Origin of the sequence: Succinimonas amylolytica DSM 2873 (genome assembly GCF_000378405.1) — a bacterium.
Lineage (GTDB): Bacteria > Pseudomonadota > Gammaproteobacteria > Enterobacterales > Succinivibrionaceae > Succinimonas > Succinimonas amylolytica.
The window spans coordinates 92542-113780 of record NZ_KB899641.1 but is presented as its reverse complement, the minus strand read 5'-3'; the positions used below and the strand labels follow the sequence as shown (position 1 = coordinate 113780).

At 48.1% G+C, this 21239-nt stretch carries 11 protein-coding genes; 3 read left to right on the top strand and 8 right to left on the bottom strand.

Going from position 1 to position 21239, the window contains the following annotated elements; genetic code table 11:
- Positions 1-25: 25 nt before the first annotated feature.
- Both traN and F557_RS0117120 read left to right on the top strand, forming a co-directional pair.
- Complete coding sequence (gene traN, locus F557_RS0117130; protein WP_169335230.1) at positions 26-3025, top strand: conjugal transfer protein TraN; 3000 nt, start codon at positions 26-28, stop codon at positions 3023-3025.
- Between the two features lie 476 nt (positions 3026-3501).
- Entirely contained in the window at positions 3502-5409 is a 1908-nt protein-coding gene (locus F557_RS0117120; protein WP_169335229.1) for a TM1812 family CRISPR-associated protein, read from the top strand.
- A 216-nt stretch (positions 5410-5625) separates the two neighbouring features.
- Here the strand turns inward: F557_RS0117120 and F557_RS0117110 are convergent, their stop codons facing one another.
- From F557_RS0117110 to F557_RS0117095, 3 genes are all read right to left on the bottom strand, one after another.
- Complete coding sequence (locus F557_RS0117110) at positions 5626-6156, bottom strand: hypothetical protein (RefSeq protein WP_157617949.1); 531 nt, start codon at positions 6154-6156, stop codon at positions 5626-5628.
- A 245-nt stretch (positions 6157-6401) separates the two neighbouring features.
- Positions 6402-9653 carry a contractile injection system protein, VgrG/Pvc8 family gene (locus tag F557_RS0117105; RefSeq protein WP_019003431.1) on the bottom strand — a complete coding sequence of 1084 codons (3252 nt, stop codon included), beginning with the start codon at positions 9651-9653 and terminating at the stop codon, positions 6402-6404.
- Between the two features lie 207 nt (positions 9654-9860).
- On the bottom strand, positions 9861-11081 hold the full coding sequence (locus F557_RS0117095) for a DUF6931 family protein (RefSeq protein WP_211209603.1): 1221 nt from the start codon (positions 11079-11081) through the stop codon (positions 9861-9863).
- Between the two features lie 525 nt (positions 11082-11606).
- Here F557_RS0117095 and F557_RS0117085 point away from each other — a divergent pair.
- Positions 11607-12521 carry a TPM domain-containing protein gene (locus tag F557_RS0117085; protein ID WP_019003427.1) on the top strand — a complete coding sequence of 305 codons (915 nt, stop codon included), beginning with the start codon at positions 11607-11609 and terminating at the stop codon, positions 12519-12521.
- 218 nt (positions 12522-12739) lie between these two features.
- Here F557_RS0117085 and F557_RS0117075 read toward each other — a convergent pair whose 3' ends face one another.
- From F557_RS0117075 to F557_RS0117050, 5 genes are all read right to left on the bottom strand, one after another.
- Positions 12740-13579, bottom strand: coding sequence for a lysozyme inhibitor LprI family protein (locus F557_RS0117075; protein WP_019003425.1), 840 nt, complete (start codon positions 13577-13579; stop codon positions 12740-12742).
- 221 nt (positions 13580-13800) lie between these two features.
- The gene (locus F557_RS0117070; protein ID WP_019003424.1) at positions 13801-14487 is read right to left on the bottom strand and encodes an IS66 family transposase; all 687 of its coding nucleotides are present in this window, start codon (positions 14485-14487) and stop codon (positions 13801-13803) included.
- Positions 14488-15096: 609 nt separating this feature from the next.
- Positions 15097-15375, bottom strand: a complete 279-nt coding sequence (locus F557_RS0117060) for a hypothetical protein (protein ID WP_157617948.1) — start codon at positions 15373-15375, stop codon at positions 15097-15099.
- Positions 15376-15804: 429 nt separating this feature from the next.
- Positions 15805-17394, bottom strand: coding sequence for an ATP-binding protein (locus F557_RS0117055; protein ID WP_044143807.1), 1590 nt, complete (start codon positions 17392-17394; stop codon positions 15805-15807).
- Between the two features lies 1 nt (position 17395).
- A complete protein-coding gene (locus tag F557_RS0117050) occupies positions 17396-20677 on the bottom strand; it encodes an nSTAND1 domain-containing NTPase (RefSeq protein WP_019003420.1) in 3282 nt (1093 codons plus the stop codon).
- Positions 20678-21239: the final 562 nt, after the last annotated feature.

The following is a 21239-nucleotide window of genomic DNA, read 5'->3' as shown; positions in this document are numbered from 1 at the left end:
GGACAGAATTTACAGGAGAGCGGTGATGACGGTGTTAAACAGGGGCTGCGGGAATTATGCCGGGAGATTCCCCCGGAAAACCCTGGCCATTTTAGGAAGAGATGTCTTTGAAAACGGCTCAGGAAACGGTCAGGGGGGAGATTTGGGAAGGAACAGAGGAAGGTGCGCCGGAAATAGCGGCAGAAGAAGGAGAGCAGAGAGCTACGGCAAGGAAGCTTTTCTTTCTGGCAGGAGGACTCTCCGAAGGCTTCCCCTCACGGTGCTGGCCGCAGGGATTCTGGCATGGCTTCCTTTGTCCGCTCCGGCAGAAAATGCGGCTCCCTCCCGGGAGCGGGCGCTCCTGGCAGGACGGGCGCTCGGAAATTCCATAAGAAGCACGAGTTTTGACCCGGAGATCCTGAAAGCCCGGGAAGAGGAGCTTTCCCGGATCGGGGGCGGTTCCGGGAAGGACCGCAGATCTGCGGATCTCGCTCTGGGGACGGCGGCGGATCTTCTCAGGCGGGAACGCGGGTCTGAGGAAAAGCGCCGTCTGTCCCGGGAGAGACGGCTTTACACTGCGGCAATGGAGCTGCCGGAGGATGCGGATGAGATGCGGAAAGGAGCGGGGGATGCCTCCTCCTGTCTCCCCCGGGAACGGCTTTCCTTTCGGGAAATTCACTGTCCTCCTTCCCGAAAGGATGCGCGTTCCTGTCTGATAGTCCATGCCTTCCGTACCGGGATGCTGGAAACGGATCCCGGTATCAGCTTCCGCCCCTGTCCGGAGAGTGTTGCGGCCTCTGATTCCGGAGCCTGCTACGAGTTCTGGATGGGGGATACCCGGGACAGCAGCCTTTCGGGAAACTGCAGTATTTTTGAGGCGGAAACCGGTTTTACCGTCAGGTTTCCGGAAAACGTCCGGGATCTGACGCTTTCCGAGGTGTTCTATGATGACTATCTTCAGCTCTGGGGGAATACCGGCCGGGGCGGAAAACCGGAACCGGAGAGGCTATCCCAGGCTAACGGCACTGAGGGAGACGCGGGGGCTCAGGAAGATGACGCTATGGAAAAGCTTATGTCCTTCCCGAATGATGATTTTCCGCCGGAAACCCCGGGGCCCTGTGAGCTCGGCCAGAGCCGGCACGAATATCCCGGCCGGGATATCTGGCCCTATTTCAAAAGGAGGCTGCGTCCCGGGGAGCCTCTTAGGGTGCGGCTCCGGCAGCGGGTTTCGGTGACCGGAAACGGCGAAGGCTACATGCTGTTCCGGATCCGCTTTAATTCCGGAGCTCTGGACATGGATGAATACCGGGGGCTTGACTGTCTCTCCGGGCTTCCCCGGGAGGGCCTGTGGACTCTTGATTGCCAGCGTTATGCTGCGGAGGTGGCCCCCGGATATTACGGGGCCGGAATCATGCCGGCGGGGCGATCCTTTTTTGAGAAGCCCCGGGAGTTTGCGGGACCTTTTGCAGATCTGTGGAATCCCTTCTGTCTGGAAGGTACGGTGCGGGAATCCTCCGGGGACGGAGCCTATTCTGAAAACAAAAGCTCCTGTCCCGCTCTCGATCTCTACCGCTACTGCGAAAGACAGTATGGCGGAGGTTCCCGGGAGGAAATCTGGCGGTGCTCTGACCGGGAGCCCTGTACCCATGCCGGCAACCCTTACCTTGCGGAGCTTAGGGGCGAAGATACTGCCGGCACCTCCGGACAGACCGGTAAAGCGGCAGGCTGCACCAGAACGTTCCGGGACATTACGGTTCCGGAAGACGGACTTTATCATGAAAGGGTGGTCTGCTCTGTTTATCAGGATGATGACGGGCAGGGCAGTGACGGCTGTGCGGGACTTCCGGAAGCGGGCTGTGTGCTGGCCGGCAGGGAATGTCTGGATTCCGGGAAGAATCCTGATGAATTCTGCTCGCTGCAGACTCTGGTGTGGGACTGTCCCCGGGAATACACCGCCGGGAGAAAGCTCCGGGAGACGGTTCTGAACTGTCCGGGAACGGATCTGGGCACGGGAACCGCCCTGACCGGCACGCTAACCGGGGAGACCGGGGATCTTACCGGAGCCATGCTGGCACTGCAGCTTATGAATTATATGCAGGATGATATTGTGTGTACCGGTACTGATGCCAGTAAAACTGCTGACTGCCGGATTTTTCGGGGCGAGATGCGGGAATGCCGCGAGGGCTATCACGGCAAAATGCGCTGCTGCACTGACGGGGCCGTTACCGACATCACGGACTATGTCCGGCTCACTGCCTACACCATGAGCATAAAGGCAGCACTGGGGGCAGTGCGGTCTCTGGAGCCGGCATTTGGCAGCTGGGCCCGGAGGGAGGCACTGCGGGACAGTACCGGATTTATCAGCTCCGCCCTGGATTCCATTGTGGCGGATACCGGAAAGGCCACTGCTCAGGCTGCCGCGGAAGGCTTTACAGAGGCCATGACCCGCAAGCTCGCTGATTTTGTGGCGGAAACCTTCGGAGAGGAGTTCCGGAATGCTGTTTTTACGGAAGGCGTGAATGAGGCGGGGGCTATGACAGTGCAGCTTAATGAAACCCTGGTGGCCTGTGCCAGCTGGGCCATGACGGCCTATGTGGCCTGGCAGCTGACCCATACTGCATTCAAAATGCTGACTTCCTGCAGAGCCGGAGAACAGGAAACGGCTCTCCGTATTGGTCTGAAATCCTGTGTGTATCAGGGAAGCTCCTGTTCTGTGAAGGTACTGAGGAAGTGTCTGGTTCATAAAAGACGGTACTGCTGCTATTCGTCTCCGCTGGCCCGGATTGCGATGTCCCGGCCGGAGGTGCAGGAAATGGCGGGAGAAGCCTGCGGGGGAATTCCTCTCAGCAGACTGGGGGAGCTGGATCTGAGCACTGTAGACCTCTCGGAGTGGGGGTATTATCTGGATCGGAGCGGGCTTCTTCCGGACGGAGAGTATTCGCTGGAGCGTCTTACCGGATCCGGAAGCGCGCTTAGTACCGGAAACCGGGACAACGCTGCAGTGAGAACCGTAAAAAGACTTGAGGGCGCTGACAGCCGGCCCTAGGACGGAGAATCATGAGGCACTGCGGGAGCACTGAAGTAAAACTGCCTGGAGCTCCGGTCAGTTCTGGCGCCTTTATCATTCCCGAAGCGGAGATCGTGCAGGCAGCAGTATACTCCGGTATAATCATCATCTGAGGGATATCCGGCTCATACAGTTCCCGGCTGCCTTCGCGGTGCAGTTTATGACCTGTGGTGCGGTCTTCCAGCCGTGCAGTACGCCCCGCCTTACGGATAATCTGCTAATCTTCGGGGATTCCAGTACCGGCCCTCTGGATCCGCATACCTTCCTGACACCAGCGGAAAGACCTGTTTTCAGAACATCCGCAATAATATAATGGCTGAAAATGCGAAGCAGGTAAAACCACAGGAGAATAAAACAGGAATTCTCCCGGTTCAGTAGCTAGAATGGCAGAATCCGGATTATTCATGCTGGTACCCGGAGGTGCGGTTCAGAACCCGGAACAAGGAGGAACAGGCATGTCTGCCCAGGCTTACATCATTACTTTTGTGGGGGAAAGACAGGAACCCAATGACGGATGTCTTGCTCCTGATACGGACAGCAAAAAAATTTATACTGTAAACGGCCATGAAGACGAACGCTTCAAGGTGCTGGAAACCGGCGATGCTCCCATGCAGTATCTTATGAAAAAGGCCAGTCAGGAAGCCGACCGGATAACGGTAATTGCCATAGTGAGCCAGCGGGTATATCAGAAAAACGGAGACACCGTCTCAAAGTACGATATATTCCGGGACAACCTCGATAATTTTGCAGATTCTCTCGGAATCACGGATAAATTCAGCCCGGCCTCACTCTGTCCGGTTTTCTATGACTTTATTGAAAGTACCGGTGAACTCATTGCCAATGCCAGTGTCCGCACCAACAGCATGATTAATCAGTTCTACCGGATTATTATCAGTTCCGCCCCGGAAGCGACAAAAAATGCCTACATAGACTTTACTTCCGGACTTCGGGATATCAGCTATCTCATGACCTCGGTTATCCAGTTTCTGAAGGTGTCCGGCATTCATCTCAGAAAAATTGTCTACTCTAACTACTACGACAGAAAAATCTACAGTCTTCTCCATATCACGGCCATTACCGACCTGATTCAGGCTGTGAACGCCTTCAGTCTTACCGGCAATGTGAGACAGCTCAGGGATTTCTTTGATGATGGCTACATCATTGACAGGATCGGCAGGGAAAACAGCGGCGGGCTCACGGATATGAAGCACCTTATTGACAGCTTTGACCGCTTCTTCGGATGCATTGCCATCAACAATGTCAACGAAATCGATGCCTGCAAGCTTGAAATTGAAAAGGATATGAACCGGATCCGCACTTCGGAAAACTCTTCCAATATGTATATTGCCATGTTCGCGAGGCTGTTCGGCATCATCAAAAAGCAGTTTTTTCTGGACGGCTCGGGAGAGATCTCCTATCAGAACATGATTAGATGGTGTCTCAGCCATGATTTGATTAATCAGGCTCTCACCCTCTATGTGGAAAAGATGCCGGAGGAGTATTTCAGGCTGGAATTCATCCGGAAAATTTATGACCCGAAGGCGACAGCCAAAGAGGCAAAGACGCCTTCATATGGAAAATCCCTGTACGGAGACGGGTTTTACAGCGGAGTGTTTGACAACGCGATATACAGGATCAGACTGAAGGATCGTGTCCTGCCTCAGGATATGGAAATGAGCATCATCAGGGACATTGTTTCGGAATTCAAAAATCAGGTAGAAAGAGAGACCTTTGGACAGGAATGCAAGAATAAGAAGAGTGCGGCGCTTATCAGATCGCATTTTCTGAAGGCTGCTTCCGAGCTTCTCCGGAAAAAGCTGCCGGAAAAAGACGGCGCCGCTGTCATGCAGGCACTCCGCAGAATCAGTGATACCATCATGAACTGCTTTGACAGCGACGGCGAGCTCATAGCGGAGTTCGACTGCTATGACGAACACTTTGCCGGGAAAACATCGCCGTTCCGGTTTTTAGGCAGAATTGTCAGTGCCTATCCGAAGATCATTCATTTCTATCTCAGAAACAGCCCGCAGGAATATGAAAGACTGGAGTTCCGATCCAGAAACACCTACCTGAAAAAGCTTGATGCCATCAATAATCTGCTCGCCTGTGCCGAGGCCAATGACAGCATCAGGAGACTGGGAAATATCATGAAGTGCTATCTTTATGCAAAAATCATGAGGAACCGGATAAACCACGCACAGGATGATGCCCAGACCAGTGCCAGCGACCTGATGGTTCAGGAGGAGGCGCTGAAGGAACTCAGCAGGGACACCGGCGGACTTTTGCCTTTAGATACGGCCTTCGATTTTGAGACTATCAAAAGGATGCTCCTGAAAGCCCTGGATCTGCCGCTTCCGGATTAATGCCGGGCCAGCAGAAGCAGGTCTTCCTAAACCAGGTGCGGGGGGAAATGCAGGCAGGAAGGGAGAAAAGGGCGAACAGACAGAACCCGGAATCAGGCGGAATCTGAGATTCCAGGTTCCCGGGGAAGCATCAGGGAGCAGTTCTGTCATGTTTTAACCTGCAGAGCGGCTGCCTGATTTAGGGGAGACGTTAATGAGAACTGCTGTCCTGGGTTATCAGTTGATTCTCATAGCGTCGGAACTGGTGTCCAGCACGCCGCCCTGATTCTTGACAGCGCCGGCGTTATTCTCAAGGGCATTGGTCTCGGTGCTGACAGCCTTTCCGTCCAGGGTGCTGGCATCCAGAGTACCGTCATTGCCGTTTACCTGATCCTTTGCCAGAGCGCCGCTGTTTTCAGTTCCGGAAACGCTGTTGCTGTCCATAGAGGTATCGTTGTCCATTACACATATGGACTCATTTCCTTCGGTGTTTTTAATTTCCAGATTGGAGGTCGTGCCGACCACGGCAATCTTCTGAATAATGTTGGCGGTTGCGAGACCGATGCCCACCAGGGCAGCCTCTCCTACCGCAGCGACTGCAGCAATAGCAGCCTTAATGATCGGGTCGTCATCGTTGCTGCTCTGAGTGCCTTCGGCACCGCTCTGTTCATTACCGCCAGTGCCGGTTTTGTCCTGATCCTGTGTGCCATCATTGCCGGAAGCCGGAATTCCGTTCTGGCTGTCATTGTCATTAGCTGTCATCGTCATTACCATTAATTACCTGAAATTTTATTTAGTTGTCATTGTTACTATTGGTTTTAATTTTATTTTTGGCCATTTTTTAAACCTGCCTTGCACCGGCTGAAATCATAAGGATTTAACCTAATTGCTTTGGGGCCTCTGAGTCAGAGAATTTCCCGGATTCAAAAACGTTCAGGCAGTTAGCTATTTCCTTATGATTCCTGACTGTCTCTGTGATCTCCAGTATCTAAATCAAGCTCCTGAACTGGCTGTCAGTTAAGCTGGTCATTGTCATCACGCTGATCATTGTCCTTTGGCTGCTGGTTAACATTTTTCGTCTGGTCTGCTTTTCCCGTCTGGTCTACATTCTTGCTGGCAATTGCACTGGCCATAATCTTTTCATTTGTGTAAGACAGCGCGATATCATTGCCGCTTATGGTGACTCCGGTAGCCATGAGCTCTGCTGATGAAGTCTTGCTGGATATCAGATTATCACCCATGAGGAAAAGATCATTTGCAATGAGAGTTGCCATTCTGAGGCCGCTGGTTACCATAAGATAGATATCTCTGCCGCTGATGTAGTTGTTATCCTTGTTGCGTTCTACAAAAACATTGTCCTTGGCTTTGCTTTCCAGCATGGAATCGGCAATGATGCTTTCAATGGTATCTGCGGCATCCAATGCCACCAGAATGAGAGAGACCGCCAGACTTTCCCAGGCCCTCACGTTCTTGACGCCGGTTTCGATAGATCTTGAGAAAAGCTGTATTGCTGTTGCGGCGTCTGCTACCATGCCTATCCCGCTGCCTAAATAGCCTTTAATATTGTTAATAATTCTTGCAGCCTTGTCTGCGGCATCGCTGTTATCATAGTCGGGACAGGCTGCAATGGCGTTGCCAACTTCCATTGCAGTATTGCACGCCAGCTTGGCCAGGGTTTTAATGATAGCGATGTTGCCCATGTTGGTGATTTTGATCTTCGGGGCCGTTAGTGTCATCATCCCCGATTTGGTGCTCATACAGCCACCGAAATTATCGGCAACGCTGGCAGAGAATAGCCCGCTGGCACTGAACTGGTACCCGGAAATGCTGACACCGGAAGTGGGGCTCAGAGATATCTTGGCATCCCATGGTGACAGAGAGGTCTTGAAATAGGCCACAGCCATAGCAATGGTATTGCCGTTTATTTTGATGGAGTTGTTTCCCACCTGCAGCTGGATAGAATCATCGGCGGTAATGCAGATCTTTTTGCCGGCATGGAGATTGATGTTGCCGTCGGCGATGCTGGTGATGTCATCAGATACGGCGTTTTCCAGACGGCTGCCGTATACCCGGTGGGTGCCGTCGTAAAACAGATCGCCGGAGACAGTTCCCAGCAGATCTCCCAGAATCTGCTCCTTCATCGCGTTTTCTGAACCGGTGTATCTGGTGCTGTTATTGGTTTTTGCTTCATTATAAAGGCTGCTGAGCTGACTGCTGACAGTGGAAACGCCTTTTATCCTGTCCACAATACTGCCGGCAGTTTCAGACAGAGAATTGTAGGCAGTGGTAAGCTCCTGCTGCGCATCCGAAATGCCGCTGCCGGATTTTACAGCATCGTCCAGCTTCTGGCGGGAAGTGATGATATTGCTGAGACACGTACTGGCCTTTGACTTGTAATCATCGTAAATCTCGGTGATTTTGTGGGTATCGAATTTATAGGCCAGGCAATCCAAGAACTCTTTCAGCCTTTTCTGCATGATGATGTATTCCACCAGCACCCGGGAGCTGGAGAATCTGCTGAAAGAAAAGTACTGATTATCAATGTCCCGGTTCTCATTGGTCGGGACTCTGTCCGTGCCGGCAGAAGCTGCGGAGCTGTCAGGATCATATCCGGAGCTGAGGAATGAGCTGTGCAGGAGATCGTTTCTCAGTTCGCTGCAATAGGTACTGAGAGCATTGCTATTCGGGAGATACCCCATGAAATAGTAGCTGCTTCCGGTGTAGAGAAGGAGCACCTTCTCGCCAATTTTGGGAAAGTTGCCCAGGGGGGCGGCGCTTCCGGACATGCTGACATAGTTTACCTCGATGACTTTGGCGCTGTCGCCGTCCGGGAGGGCATAAAACATGGCCGGAAAAGCGGTGTTATCGTTATCCGAGGTAACGATCATCCCCGGACATACTGTGGTGGTACCGCTGGTGCTTAGGGTGACACCGGATTTGTCGCAGACGGTGGCCTGGACAATCATGGCATTGCTGCCGTTTTCCTCTTTCAGGACAGCAGAGCTCCGGAGATCCGAAGCCCCGGCTGTGCGGCTGCTTCTTCCCGGCCGGGGAATATCAGTGATGGCGAAGGCGGTAGCGGCAGTGGGGTTTTCCGGAATAGGGCCGAAACAGCACAGAGGGCCCAGGGTTTCGGTGCTGTTTTCCGGAATGGGAACTGCAACAGCGGTCAGATTGAGCTCGTCCTCGTTTTCCGGATAGCTGCGGGAGCCCCGGAAGGTTTTGGGGAAATTAAGGTTAAAGCCGAACCGCACCCGTACTGTGAGATAGCGGGTGGTACCGGTATCCAGCACAATGCCGGAGGCCACCGCAAAATCCCGGGCGGAAATCAGAGTGCGGTTACGGGACAGCCGGTCCAGTGCTATGGAGGATTCCTTCCCGAAGGCGTAAATGCTTTCTCCGGGATGACTGCCTTCGCCGCGCACCGGTTCAAAGCCGTTCCGGAAGAAGGGGACCCCGTTCCGGAGAGCTCCGGAATTTCTGCGAATGCTGCCGCCTCCGGCAATCCCGGTGCGCACCAGCCGATCCAGAAATACGGAACGGTCGCCGAAGAGTCTGTTTCCGGTTTTTCCGGTAAGACAGGGGATTTCGGAAAGCCCGGTGTGGGTATTTCCCGTAATCTCATGGCTGTTTCCGGTGCAGTACCCCCGGGAGAACACCACGGAGACCGCAGAGAACTCGTCCTCCGGAGATTCCAGTTCAAAGGTGTAGTTGAAGCCGTAGTTGAAGCAGATGCGGTTTATGAAGTTCAGATCGGTTTCGTTGTTCTGCTGGGCGATCTGGCCGTGGTCGGGCATCCTGTCAAAAAGTCCCGGATCAAAGCGGCATTTCTGATTGTACTCACCGAAAATCTCGGTGATGATTTCCGCCGGAGTCTTTTCGGAACTGAAGCTCCGGGTGCGGGGATCAAGACCCATGAGCACCATCTCAGGCTCAATGATAATCTCATAGCCGTAGCAGTCGGTCATAGGTTCGTATCCTTCCAGATCCGATATCAGTCCCAGGGCATTGTAGGAGGTAATTACGCCCTGATATTTGCGGCCGCGGCAGAGAGTGCCCGTGGTATCGTACTGCATGAGGGAAAGCTCGGTCTTCATGAGAAGGCAGGATTCCAGATCCTCCGGAGTCAGTGCGCTATCCGAAAAGAGCGTCACCTCGGCACGGAACGGAAGGCTGATACCCTCGCTTACGGTGCATCTGAAGGCAAAGGCTCCGGAAAGGGGGCAGTTTTCAATAAACGCTGCGGTGATTTCTTTTTTAAACATGACTGCTCTCTCCTGTGCGGAAAAATGTGCTGTTCTGTGACTGTGGTCTGCCGGGATTCATCGGCCGGTCAGTGCTTCAATGAATTTCCGGCATGGAAGATTTTCCGGGGCTCTTCCGTACAGGCCGGCCTGTATGAAGCCGGCATTTACTGGGAACGGCCGGTGCTGACAGGTTCTCCCGGGAACATTCGCCGTGCCGCTTTGAACTTATCCCTTGAATCTTTCGAATTTTTTGGGTTCGGAAACGGGCGGCTTCTGGGCAGAGGCCTCTTCTCCGGCGGGCGCTTCCTCAGCTTTGACCGGGGCTTTGTCTCCGAGATAACCGTCAAATTCGTCAAGGTTCAGCCTCCGGTGGGGCGGATCCTCATTCTTCATAAACTCTGTCCAGTTGTTATGTCCGAAGACCACTTCCTTTCCGATTTCAAAGTAAAGGCGGGTTCTTTCCCGGAAGCCTCTGGTGCCGCCCGGAGTAAGGGCGCATTTGAGAAGAAGTCCTTTCATGCCGTTGGGGGCGAGTTCGGGCGGGGTCTTAATCACCCTGTCAACATTCGGAGTCAGATTGCCGTAGCACCAGAAGGAGACCAGTGCGGCCAGTCCTTCAGGGATTTCCGGACAGGCGTTTCCGGCATTGAGACAGTCTGCGGCATTTTTTTCTGTAGGTGCTGTAATGCAGGCATAAACCGCATCCATGGCGTTCTCGGCCTGCTCCCGAAGTTCCGCAGGGCTTTTTTTAGGAAGGGCCTCCTTGATGCGGGAGATGGTTCCCTGGCGGATCTTTTCGATTTTGGCCTCCAGCTCCTCTCTCATTTTGTAGACCGGGGCGCTGTTTTCGCATGCCTCCTTCTGGGCGTTGACTTTCTTGACCTGATCCAGAGCGTAGGTCATAAGCTCTTCCGGATCCATGCCCACGACTTTCTTGAATTCGCCGTAAAGACGTTTCCGGAGTGCCAGATGCTCCTCCCATAATCCGGGGGGCAGGCGCTCAATCAGCTTTTCGGTGCTGACCTTGATATTGCCGAGTTCACTCTGGAGACGGATATATTCCGGATCTGACTTGTAATCTACAGGCTGGTCCTGCGGCATTTTGGCCCAGTCAGGGATCTCGGGCTTTTTCCGGACTCCGATTTCAGAAATATCCCGGGGTTTGTGAGGAACCTGCAAAAGCTCCTTCTGCAGGGAGAGGACACAGCAGTAGGCCCACCAGGCCAGAGCCCGCTGGTGGATGTTGTAGGCCAGGAATTCCGATGCCTCGGGGTAACAGCCCTTCTGGGCCAGTGCCCCGATGTAATCCTCGGCCTGGGGATTGTTCTGGGCTAGCTCCCGCTGTTCGAAGGGAATTTTGTAGTGGGAAGTGTCAGCCGTTTCCTGTACCGTTTTATGCTTCAGCAGTACAAAGTGCTTGTTGAGCCAGTCAAGTTTGTCAGGCATTATAAGATACCCCGCAAAGAGATTATCAGCTACAGAGAACATCCGGCCGGAGTTCCGGCATGCTTTTGATGCGGGTTTCAGGGGCTGGAGGCACGAATTATTTGTATTTCGGGCTTCCTGATATTATCTGAACATCATGCCCCGATCCAACTAAATAATACACGGTAGACAGTTTGGTCATCAGTTCTATGCACGGGATCACGAATCCCGGGGCATAGAACAGTGAATCAGAAATCCGGATTCCGGGTGAGCATACAGTGATCCGGATGGACGCTTTTGAAAAATTGTCTGGTATTGCCCATACACGATGCTGTGATATGAGGAGAACCAGGATGAGGGCGCAGAGCGGAGGCCTTTTCTGCATTTCCGGAATACTGGTAAGATTCTCCGGTTTTGCAGTATGGGGGATCCCGGCTCAGGTATTCCCGAAAGTTCCGGGAAGCGGTTTATAATGCATGGAATGTGAACCGGATTGGCACTTCCGGCCCCGGTCTGTTTTTAGTATTTGTATAAGAGGATTCCGAGATGACCATCTCCGCTGCAAGAAAGGCATTTCTGCTCTTTTCTTTTGCCGGTTTCGCTGTTTCCGTATTTTTTATGGGCCTGAATAACGGCATTGCTCACGGTTCCGGAGGGGGCAGCTACGAATTTCCCCTGGCAAAGCCGGAAGAAGGCAGCAGTGTAATGGACTATTCCCGGGTGTTTACGCCGGAAACAGATAAGCTTCTCAGCATTATTAACAACGGCCTTCAGGATGCCACTGGAGCAGAAATATTTACTGCTGCCTTCCCGGCACCGCCGGCTACCGGGGAAGATGGCTATGCGGATCTGGACAGGATGGCGGATTCCCTTTTTAACAGACTGGGGCTGGGATCCCGTGCCAAGGATAACGGGGTGCTCATTCTGTTCACTACTGCTGAACCGCATATGGTACTTCGTACCGGTTCCGGAGCTGAAGCCTGCATTACGGATGCAGAGGCCGGACGGATTCTTGATGCTAATGCGGTAACCGAGGGCCGGGCCGGAAAATGGAATCTGGCGGCCAGAAAAACCGCACTTCAGGTGGCGGTCAGAATGTATGCCTGCGAGGGGAAGACTTTCGATCCTCCGGCCGTTGTTCCGGAGGAGGTAGCAGAGGTTCCCCGGGAGAACCAGGTAACGGAACTGGGACCGGAGTTTCGTCTGGATCTGAAAAATCCCCCGCATTCCGGTGAAGCTGCCGGTACGGAAAGTTCCCCGGATTCCGGGAACAGCGAAGATCTTCCGGAGCTGGCGGCAACAGTTTTCTTTTTTATATTCCTTGCGGCTCTTGCAGAAGGCATTCCCGGAGCAGGGGGCGGAAGTATCAGTAGCGGGGGATCCGGAAGCTATCGCCGGAGCAGTTCCGGCGGCCGTTCCCACGGCGGAGGTCATACCAGAGGCGGCGGAGCCCGAAGGTAGCAGGCTGGGAGGGCGGGAATAGTATTATTCTCCAGAATCCCCGAAAATCCGGTCAGTACCTGTTTCCTGACCATGTCTGGAGTACGTCCCGGACAAGCGATTCAGCAAATCTGAACCCCGGCAGCATTTCTGGCGGGAGACCGGACTGCCCGGCTGAAAGGGATTTTTAAGAGGGCAGAACCGGAAGCCCGGAATATCCGGTCCCCGCACAGGGCAGACTAGTAATTGCTGAGCTCCTCATACAGTCTGTCTGCGGTCATTTTACTCTGACAGGTGTACATTTCGGTCAGCTCGCTCTCGGAACCCTTCATGGTAACTGCACCGCACTCCTGATCCTTCTCGGCAATCCAGCTTCTCTGTTCCGGAAGAAGCTTGTCTCTTACCTTCTTATCCAGCGATTTCCACTTTTTGTTAAGGCTGGCATCAACCATAAGATAATTGAGCTTGGCGCTGATATACATATCGTGCCGGTATTCCTCTTCGGTTTCGAAGGTGAATGTCTGACCATCTACAAAACGTATCAGTTCTTCAATCACTGGTGAGGCACCTGCAGAATCTCCGGCAATTTCAACCTGAAGATCGACCTTATCCTTTTCCTTTTTCTGGAATGTCAGGGTTGCCCGGGTTTCCGTTTCCTCGTCCTCATCGTATACGGAACAGACAAGTACATTCGGTTTGGCTAGCTGGCATGGAGCCTTGTCCGAGTCTTTGGAGTGAAATCTGTATTCTCCGGCACGTCCGACAAATACTCCCCCCTTTACGGAATAGAGATCTGCTTCCCCGTTTTCCCTGGTAACAACAAAATCTCCCAGATAGGCCCGTTCTCCGGAATCACTCAGGTGGTTAAGCTCTTCTTTTGTAAGCTTGCTTTTCATTTGAAAAAGGGCCTTGCAGGCTTCTTCTCCGGTGCTGGCACAGGTGAAGCTGTTAAGATTGGATGTTGGTCCCAGAGCATAGCGGCCGGTTTTGAAGGAAGGGCTGTCGGCAGTGGCTGCGGCCGGCAGAAAAACGCAGGCAGCAAGTGCAGTAGCCTTCAGAAGATTTAATGACATTTTCATAAACTGTTTCTCCGTGAATATTGGTAAAAATCGGTGTGTTCATACGTGGCCGGACAGGCAATAGCAGGATTCAGGGTACACGGCGGCGATTTTTACACATAACATAAATTGAAGCAGACTCCTAAAACAGGGGCTGCTCCCGATCCCAGCACCCGAAATTATGACACATTAAGTAACGGGATCCCAAAAGAAAATTTTGTATTAGGTCTAAAGTCAGCACTTTAGGCCTTCTTAAATTTCCACGGCATTGCCTGCTCAAGAATAGCATTTCTTCTTTCATCAGACAGCGATTCATCTTTCAGTTCGTCTCTGTGAATACCCATATATCTGAACAGAAATTCAAGGTAATCTTCCAGATCAACTCCATGGATTTTGCAGGTTTCGTGAAATGATGAAAACACAGCCGTAGACTTAGCTCCCTCAATAGAGCCAAATCCGCTGGGCATTGAATGTCTCAGCACTGCAAAGTCACGAATAGCTCTCTCGGCGGCCGAGTTATCCAGAGGAATAGAGCCGTCCTCCAGGATTCTGGTGAATTTTTCCCACTGATTGTGAGAGTACTTGACCGCTTTGATGAATTTTTCCGTATATATCCCTTTGGGGGACTCGCTTTCAGAAATGATTTTGAAATGTTTTTCTGTAAGCTTCCCTATTTCTTCAAAATACTGCCTGAAATCATCACTTTTCCGCAGTTTCGTTCGTTCCTCGATGGTACTGCACTCGCTGTCCCGGTGAAATACTTCCCCGATAAGCTCAACCACACGTTTTGAAACCTGATATTCTTCGCTTTCTTTGTCTATGTGGTTCTGGTGGGCCCCGTAAATGTCGTAAAAATATCGTCGAAGATGAACCAGACAGCCAACCAGCTTTGCCTTATATGTGCCGTCCGGATTCTTCAGCCATTCCACGTCATACCATCCATCAGTGGAGATTATGATGGAATCGCCGTCTTTAGCCTAAACTCTCTGGCAGAGTATGACTAAACCACCCTCACCGTCATTTCAAAGTTATCGTACCACATCCCACCGCCCCCCGCCATCCTTTACAAATAGCCATTCCAGCCCGAAAAATAATTGTTGATTTCCTGTCGGGTGCCGTGATATAATTTAGTCATACAGCATGACTAAATTATATCACGGTATGCCGAGCAATGTTAGGGTTAAGATACCGGAAGGGACGAAGCTGTTCAAACGTAATGACAACAAATATGTTTACCATGTCATTAGTTCAACCTATATCCCGGCCAGGAAATACAATAAGGACTTAAAGAAATGCATCGGCAAACTCTGTGATGATGACAGCTCATCAATGTGGCCCAATGAGAATTTTGAACTGTATTACCCCGGCATTATTGCTGCGACTGCAATTCTCCCGGAACCGCCCGCTCTGTCAGATACGCTGTAAACTGTAGCTCTGAGTGACATGGTCGTAAACTCTGGACAGCATTTGGGGGTGCCTGCTTCTGCCTCGGTCATACAGAGAATCATCAACAATCAGGCACTTACGCCTGTTTTTGGTCAGAGCAGAAATTTTTTGCTCAAAATAATAGCAATGCTCATCTGCAAGGCCCGCCTGTTGTATGAAGGGTTTCCGAGAAACCGGTACAATACACTCCTGGAATACCTTTCATCATTGTTTGAAGTTCCGCCTCTGGCCATGAACTTGAGTATTGATGTGGTTGTCATCAGGGACATAAGGAACTGCAGCATCATAGATACTGGCTGAATCCCCTTCTCCTTATAAAATCCCAGCTTCTTCATGATTCCAGAGATCTTAATTTGTGAAAAAAGTCTCAAAAATGAGAATAGTCCTTATGTTTGATGTCGTCTTTCTGTATCATTTTACTTGCCTTGTTTTTATTTTGTTTAAATTTTCGATAAATAAACATTATCATAAAAACAAGGCTCTAAACATTGTTCTATAATGACTTTTAAAACATTTGTCGATATTTTTCTATTTTTATGATCTCAATCATTTAAGTTCTTTTTCTCTCCAATGCCTTAGATTTAGAGCTTTAAGTGTCATTTTAGGTGTGGGAAACTCGAGTTATGAATTTATGGCTATTATTTAATGATAGCTGAGATGGTCTGTTGTGATATATCAAATTGACCATTTGCTCTGCAAATGAAGTCCTCTGATTTATGCCAAAGTTGCTAATATGTTAAATAGAAAGTGTTTTTGTAAATTGATGCAAGATTTTAGCATAAGGTTATATATGTGTATTATCATGAATAATGACGGCGAGTAAAGGTGTTTTCATCTGGCATTTTGGTTATCGGTGAGATCTTTTTACCTATCATGTCTGTGAGTTCCTTGCAGCGGATGTCGATTTCATTTCTTTCGGAATCGGTGATGCATTCGTCTTCATGGCCATGAGAAATACCGTTACGAGCCTTTATGATTTTTGAAAAGAAGGAATCAAATTCCAAGACCGATTGATTATTAAAATATTTTTTAAAGAAATCTTCCCAGTATCCCTTGATAATCTTGATAGTAATTGGTATGGTCATTGACTGATAAAATGTTGATCGGTTGATAGTAGCAAATTTTTTGGAAGGTGCCATACTTTGATCTGAAATACCTGCATTTTTGGCTACTGCCAGTTCGGTATTATTAACCGTATTTTGAGCAAGGTTATAATTTTGGATGATACCTGGAGTTTCGATAAAAATAAGTCTCTTAAGCGTCTTCTCAAATTCCTTGATTTCATCCCAAATAGAAATCTCCAGAAGCTTTGAGGTCAGATGATAATCAGTAAAATATTCTGAGATGCAGACATAACGTTCATCGCTGACATGAATTAAGCCGATGTTCTTAAAGTCATCAATGTCATACTTAGTGAGACCGATATTGGGGCCTATGGTAATAGGAATTATTTTTTTGAGATAATCCTCAGTCTCAAATGATTTTAAGCAGGCATCATAATATTCGTTGATGGTTTTGCATTTGTTCTGAAATATTTCGCGGATATTAAGTTTGGTATCTCCTTCCATAAGAGTGTCGGCGATATTGTGTCCGATAATAGCCATGAGATAGGGAAGGTTTCCGGCATAGTATTCGATTTCCTGCTTTTCGGAAGCGGTGCATTCATGACCGTAGTCATTTTTGAGAATCTGGTAGTATTCATCCAAATCCTCCTTGCTGAATCCTACGAAGGGCCGCATGTCAGTTACTCCGGAAACTGAAGAACTCAGCTTAACGCCGCCTTCAATGGTCTGTATTTTGCGCCGGGAAATGGTGATGGCAAAGACATTGATGTCCCCGTCGGAAAATATGGTTCTGAATAGAGCAAACTCCGGCGTTTTAAGGATAAAGAGATTGCGGGCCTGATCAAATTCGTCAAATACCAGTATCGACTTTATGCTCATTCGGGCCAGGAGCTTGAAGATAGCTATGACAAGAGCATTGAACCGGCACCACTCTATGTCGTTGCTAAGATCCGGAGCTTCTTTAGCTGAGGCAATTTCCTGAATCTTTTTCATAAGAAGCTTCTGGTGTTTTGCCTGTTCTTCCGGAATGTCCTGCATCTCAATGAAGTCTGCCAGCTCGCAAATCACCTTATACCAGATTTCAAAATAGCTTTTGCAGACGGAGAGATCCGAATAGCAGTAGAAAACATCGTCCGGAACCTGATTATCAAAAACGTTTTTGACAAAGGAGGTTTTACCGGAACGGGAGAGACCGACTACCGATACTACCTTGCGGCTTTCTGATTCCAAAAAGTCTCTCCGGAACTCTGTCAGCAGGGCTTTCCGTCCAATAAAGCTCCGGCCTTTAACCTGTCCGCCGATTACAAAAATGTTGTCCTTATTCATCTTACCTGCTCCCGAACTTGTTTCTGAGCCATTCAGCATAAAGTCTTACCGTTATCCGCCAGCGGCCGTCATTCATTTCCAATACCCGGCGTGCTTCCAGACTTTGCAGTCTTTCTTTTTCCTGATCAGTAAGCGAAAGCTCGTCAGGAAGAACCCCTGAGTGCTCAGAATAGCTTAGAGCCAGCTTTTTGAGAAGCTCCTTGTTGGCGGTAATGGATGCATCAGAATCCAGATCTGATTTATCGTTAAATAGCGGTTCAAACCAGCGTTCCTCAAACTTGGAGAGGTTCCTTCTGAGGAAATCTTCAGCATGACCGCCGGTTGCAGTCAAAGCATGCCGTTCGTTAAGGTAATCGACGAAGTCCGCGCAGATGTTCATGAGAAGGTAAGCGCTACCGGAGGTCATTTCTACAAGCATATTCACTGCCTCAGGAAGAATTGCGCAGCCGTTCTGTCCGGCGTAATCAGGACTGTCAGAAATCGGCATGGTTACCAGTTTGCAGGCATCAGGTTCCCTTAGGTAGTTAACTTCCCAGGTTCTGATGGCTCCGAAGGCATTGGTGAACCTTTGGTCGTTAATGAACTTCATCATGTGATCCTGGCCGACTATTATGGCGCAGATATCGTAGTTGGTAATAAAGGCCTTCCAGAACTTCATGAAAGTCTCAGACAGCTTGTTCTCTTTGATCCAGTCATAGATATAGGTAAATTCGTCGATAAGGATAATGATCTGGACATCCTTGGCTTTGCGTCTGAGAATGCTACGGATTTTGCCGATCTGTTCCGTGAAATAGCTGTCATCGGTTTTATTGCGTTCCTGATCCGCAGTCATGCTGATACCGGAGTCTGTGAGAAGAGTGCAGAGGTCATCATGCTCAAGTTCTATTTCTTCCAGAAGGCAGCTAAGAATGCGGTATTTGATTCCGGCCTCCGAGGCTCCGGATGAACCGATATCGCCTATATCCACGACAATATTAGAGGGGGAGGATTGAAGGCCTTTCTTGATATGGTAAAGAAGAGAAGATTTTCCGGTGCGTGTTTGCCCGTAAATGCAGACACAGCGGTTCGTCACGATCCGTCCCGATTTGTCGCGGATGTTCTCTATAACATGTTTGATGTCCTGCTCACGACCGAAGAACATTCTGTCATCTTTGATGACGCTGCCGCTGCTGTAATCGCGGAACAGATTTCGTATTTCATGGAATTCGGCAAGGTGTTTAAGTTCGTCCTGAATGAAGAATGATTCTGAAATTTCCCGAGTTTCCCAGGTGGTTTCGCACTTCTCAAAATCCCAGGCGGTTTTGAATTTATATTCCAGAGTGATATCGATGTCAAAGCCGTTATTAAGAACTGAATCAAAATCTGCAAAAGATATTTCGGCAATATAAAAAAGACGATCATCAGGCAGGAGCTTTACATTAGTCTTGATATCATTATTTGTTTTATCAGATAATGAAGATTGTATGCGTATTTTTGTAATATAAGATGTTTGTACGTGTTTTGAACTGGATATTTCTAAAGGAATGAATATACGGCCAAGGTCAGCGTTAAAGCTTATGGCTTGTTTGATTACAGAAATATTAATGATTGTGGTGAATCTTGAATAAAAATATATTGTGATTTTTTTAGAATGTGTAAATTTATTGATAAGACTTAAATAAAATTCAATGCTTTCCGAGAAAATTTCTTCATTCGATGCTTCTATAAGATCTGAGCAATTTTGATAACTAAGTAATAGTTGTTCTTCTGCTTTTAAAAAATCAAGTTTGTTTATTGGTGATGAGATTGACGCTAATCTTTTAAAAAATAATCTAAGTCTGTTATTGAATTTTGTTGTGACTGTTATGTACTTATCTGCTTCATGTTCTAGTAAATGTATAATTGAGTTTGTTTTTTCATTAATGATACTGTATGATTTTTTATTTTCTTTATCATAACTCATAATGTTAACTAGAGCGTTGCAAACTTCTAATATATTGAAAAAGAAACAATTAACAATTTTGGTAAAATGGCTGAAGATGGTTTTAACGGATGAATCTAAATCCTCATCCAAATTGAATTTGCTTTTGATGTAATTGGTTAAACGTTTATGCAATTCTTTGTTTGATACTGAAAGGTACAGCAATCCGACTTCATTTGCATATAGTGAATACATAAATTTAATAAGAATGTATTTCGTTGATTGCGTTAAATAATCAAATGATGTTATAGGAATTAGTACATGATTGTTAGAAACAATGTCAGCAGCATTATCGATTAATAACTTTGGATTAAATAGGTTATGCTTTGTAATCTGTTCCTCATACCATGCTTCAATTAATTCTGATAAATTATTATCTTTTTTTTCTAGAAATGCCATGCCTTTTATTAGAGTTGAGAATCTTATTAGCTGAAGTGGTATTTCTGGTTTGTATTCGAATTTATCTATAATTTTATAAAATGTTGTTTTGAAAAAAGATTTTAATATAATATTTTTTATAAACAAGAAATTGTGAAATGTATTTACATATTGTTTGAAATTTTCTTCTTGTTTGCTGTCATAAACAAAAGTATAGAGCAAAATAATCTTAAATAGTTCTATAATTAAGATAAAGTACCTGTCGTTTATATCTGATTTTTCTTCTTCTGAATCATAAGAAAAATAATAACAATATTTGCTAAGGTAAGAGATATCGGATAAATAATTTTTTAAGTAATAAGTTAATAATTCATGTGTGATATCTTTGTTTATAAATATTTCTAATGAAGATATATACTGATTATATAATTCATTAACATCATCGTTTTGAGATTTGTTGTTTTTGTAAAAGCTGTCAAATGTTTCTACGTTATTCAAATCAAAGGCACTGTTATTATATAAGTTTTTAATTATTATGTTGCTTCTAAATTCTCTGTATGCCAATATGATGGCTGTAATAATATTGGATAAAGTGAATTCATTTGGGTTGTTTGTGTAATTGCCGGATTGTGCTTCATTGTTCAGATCTGTAATGTAATAGCCATATATTACTTCAGGGTGCTTAATTTCAATATTTTCGAAAGTGTTGTCATCTGCTGATTCTTCAATATTGATTTTGTTTTTACCTGTTATACTTCCTTCTATAATGGCAGACAGCGGCAATTCCACTGGCTCCGGTTTAGCATTGGTCAGAATGCTGATCTTGTCATCAGTTTTTCCGGTACAGGTTCCCTCGAACGGCATTTCCTGACCGAAGAAATTTACGGTCACCTTAACCTTATCATTAACCTGAAGCTCCGTTAGAAAAGCGTCATCTCTATTCATCCTGTGTCATCCTATGCATTTGGAATAATAGATTTCTAAAGCCATTGCCAAGCAGTGCTTTTTCATTTTAGCAGTTTCAACAGATGCTTCTTATGCCTGCGCTTCTAATATGTGAGATGCTTGGGATCATTATGGCAACTGTCTACTGTATTCATCAGGCAAAAGAGTATCTTTAATCTTTTGCCTGGGCGCATTTCTCTTGTTCGTAGGCGACTCTTGCTCGCAGGCCGCTAAATGACTTCATAACAGATCGGCAAAAAGCTCATGGAGAGTGTCGACAAAGGGCCCCCAGTCTCTTTGCTTTGATTTCCATTCTTCCGGATGTCCAAGTTGTTCATGGGCCCCTTTCTTAATCATTCTTCCTCTATGTGTAAATGGCGGTGGGGTCAAGTAGTTTCTTCGGCCTTTTTTGTCCGCATCCCCCTCTCAATATGCGTATTCCTCTAATAGGTACTGGACTATGTCCATGACTCCTGTGATTCACAGAATTCTTAGTAATAAGCGTCTGCTGAGTGAGGGATGGGCTACTTTGGAACAGTTTGCGTGGAAGGGCTGATATATT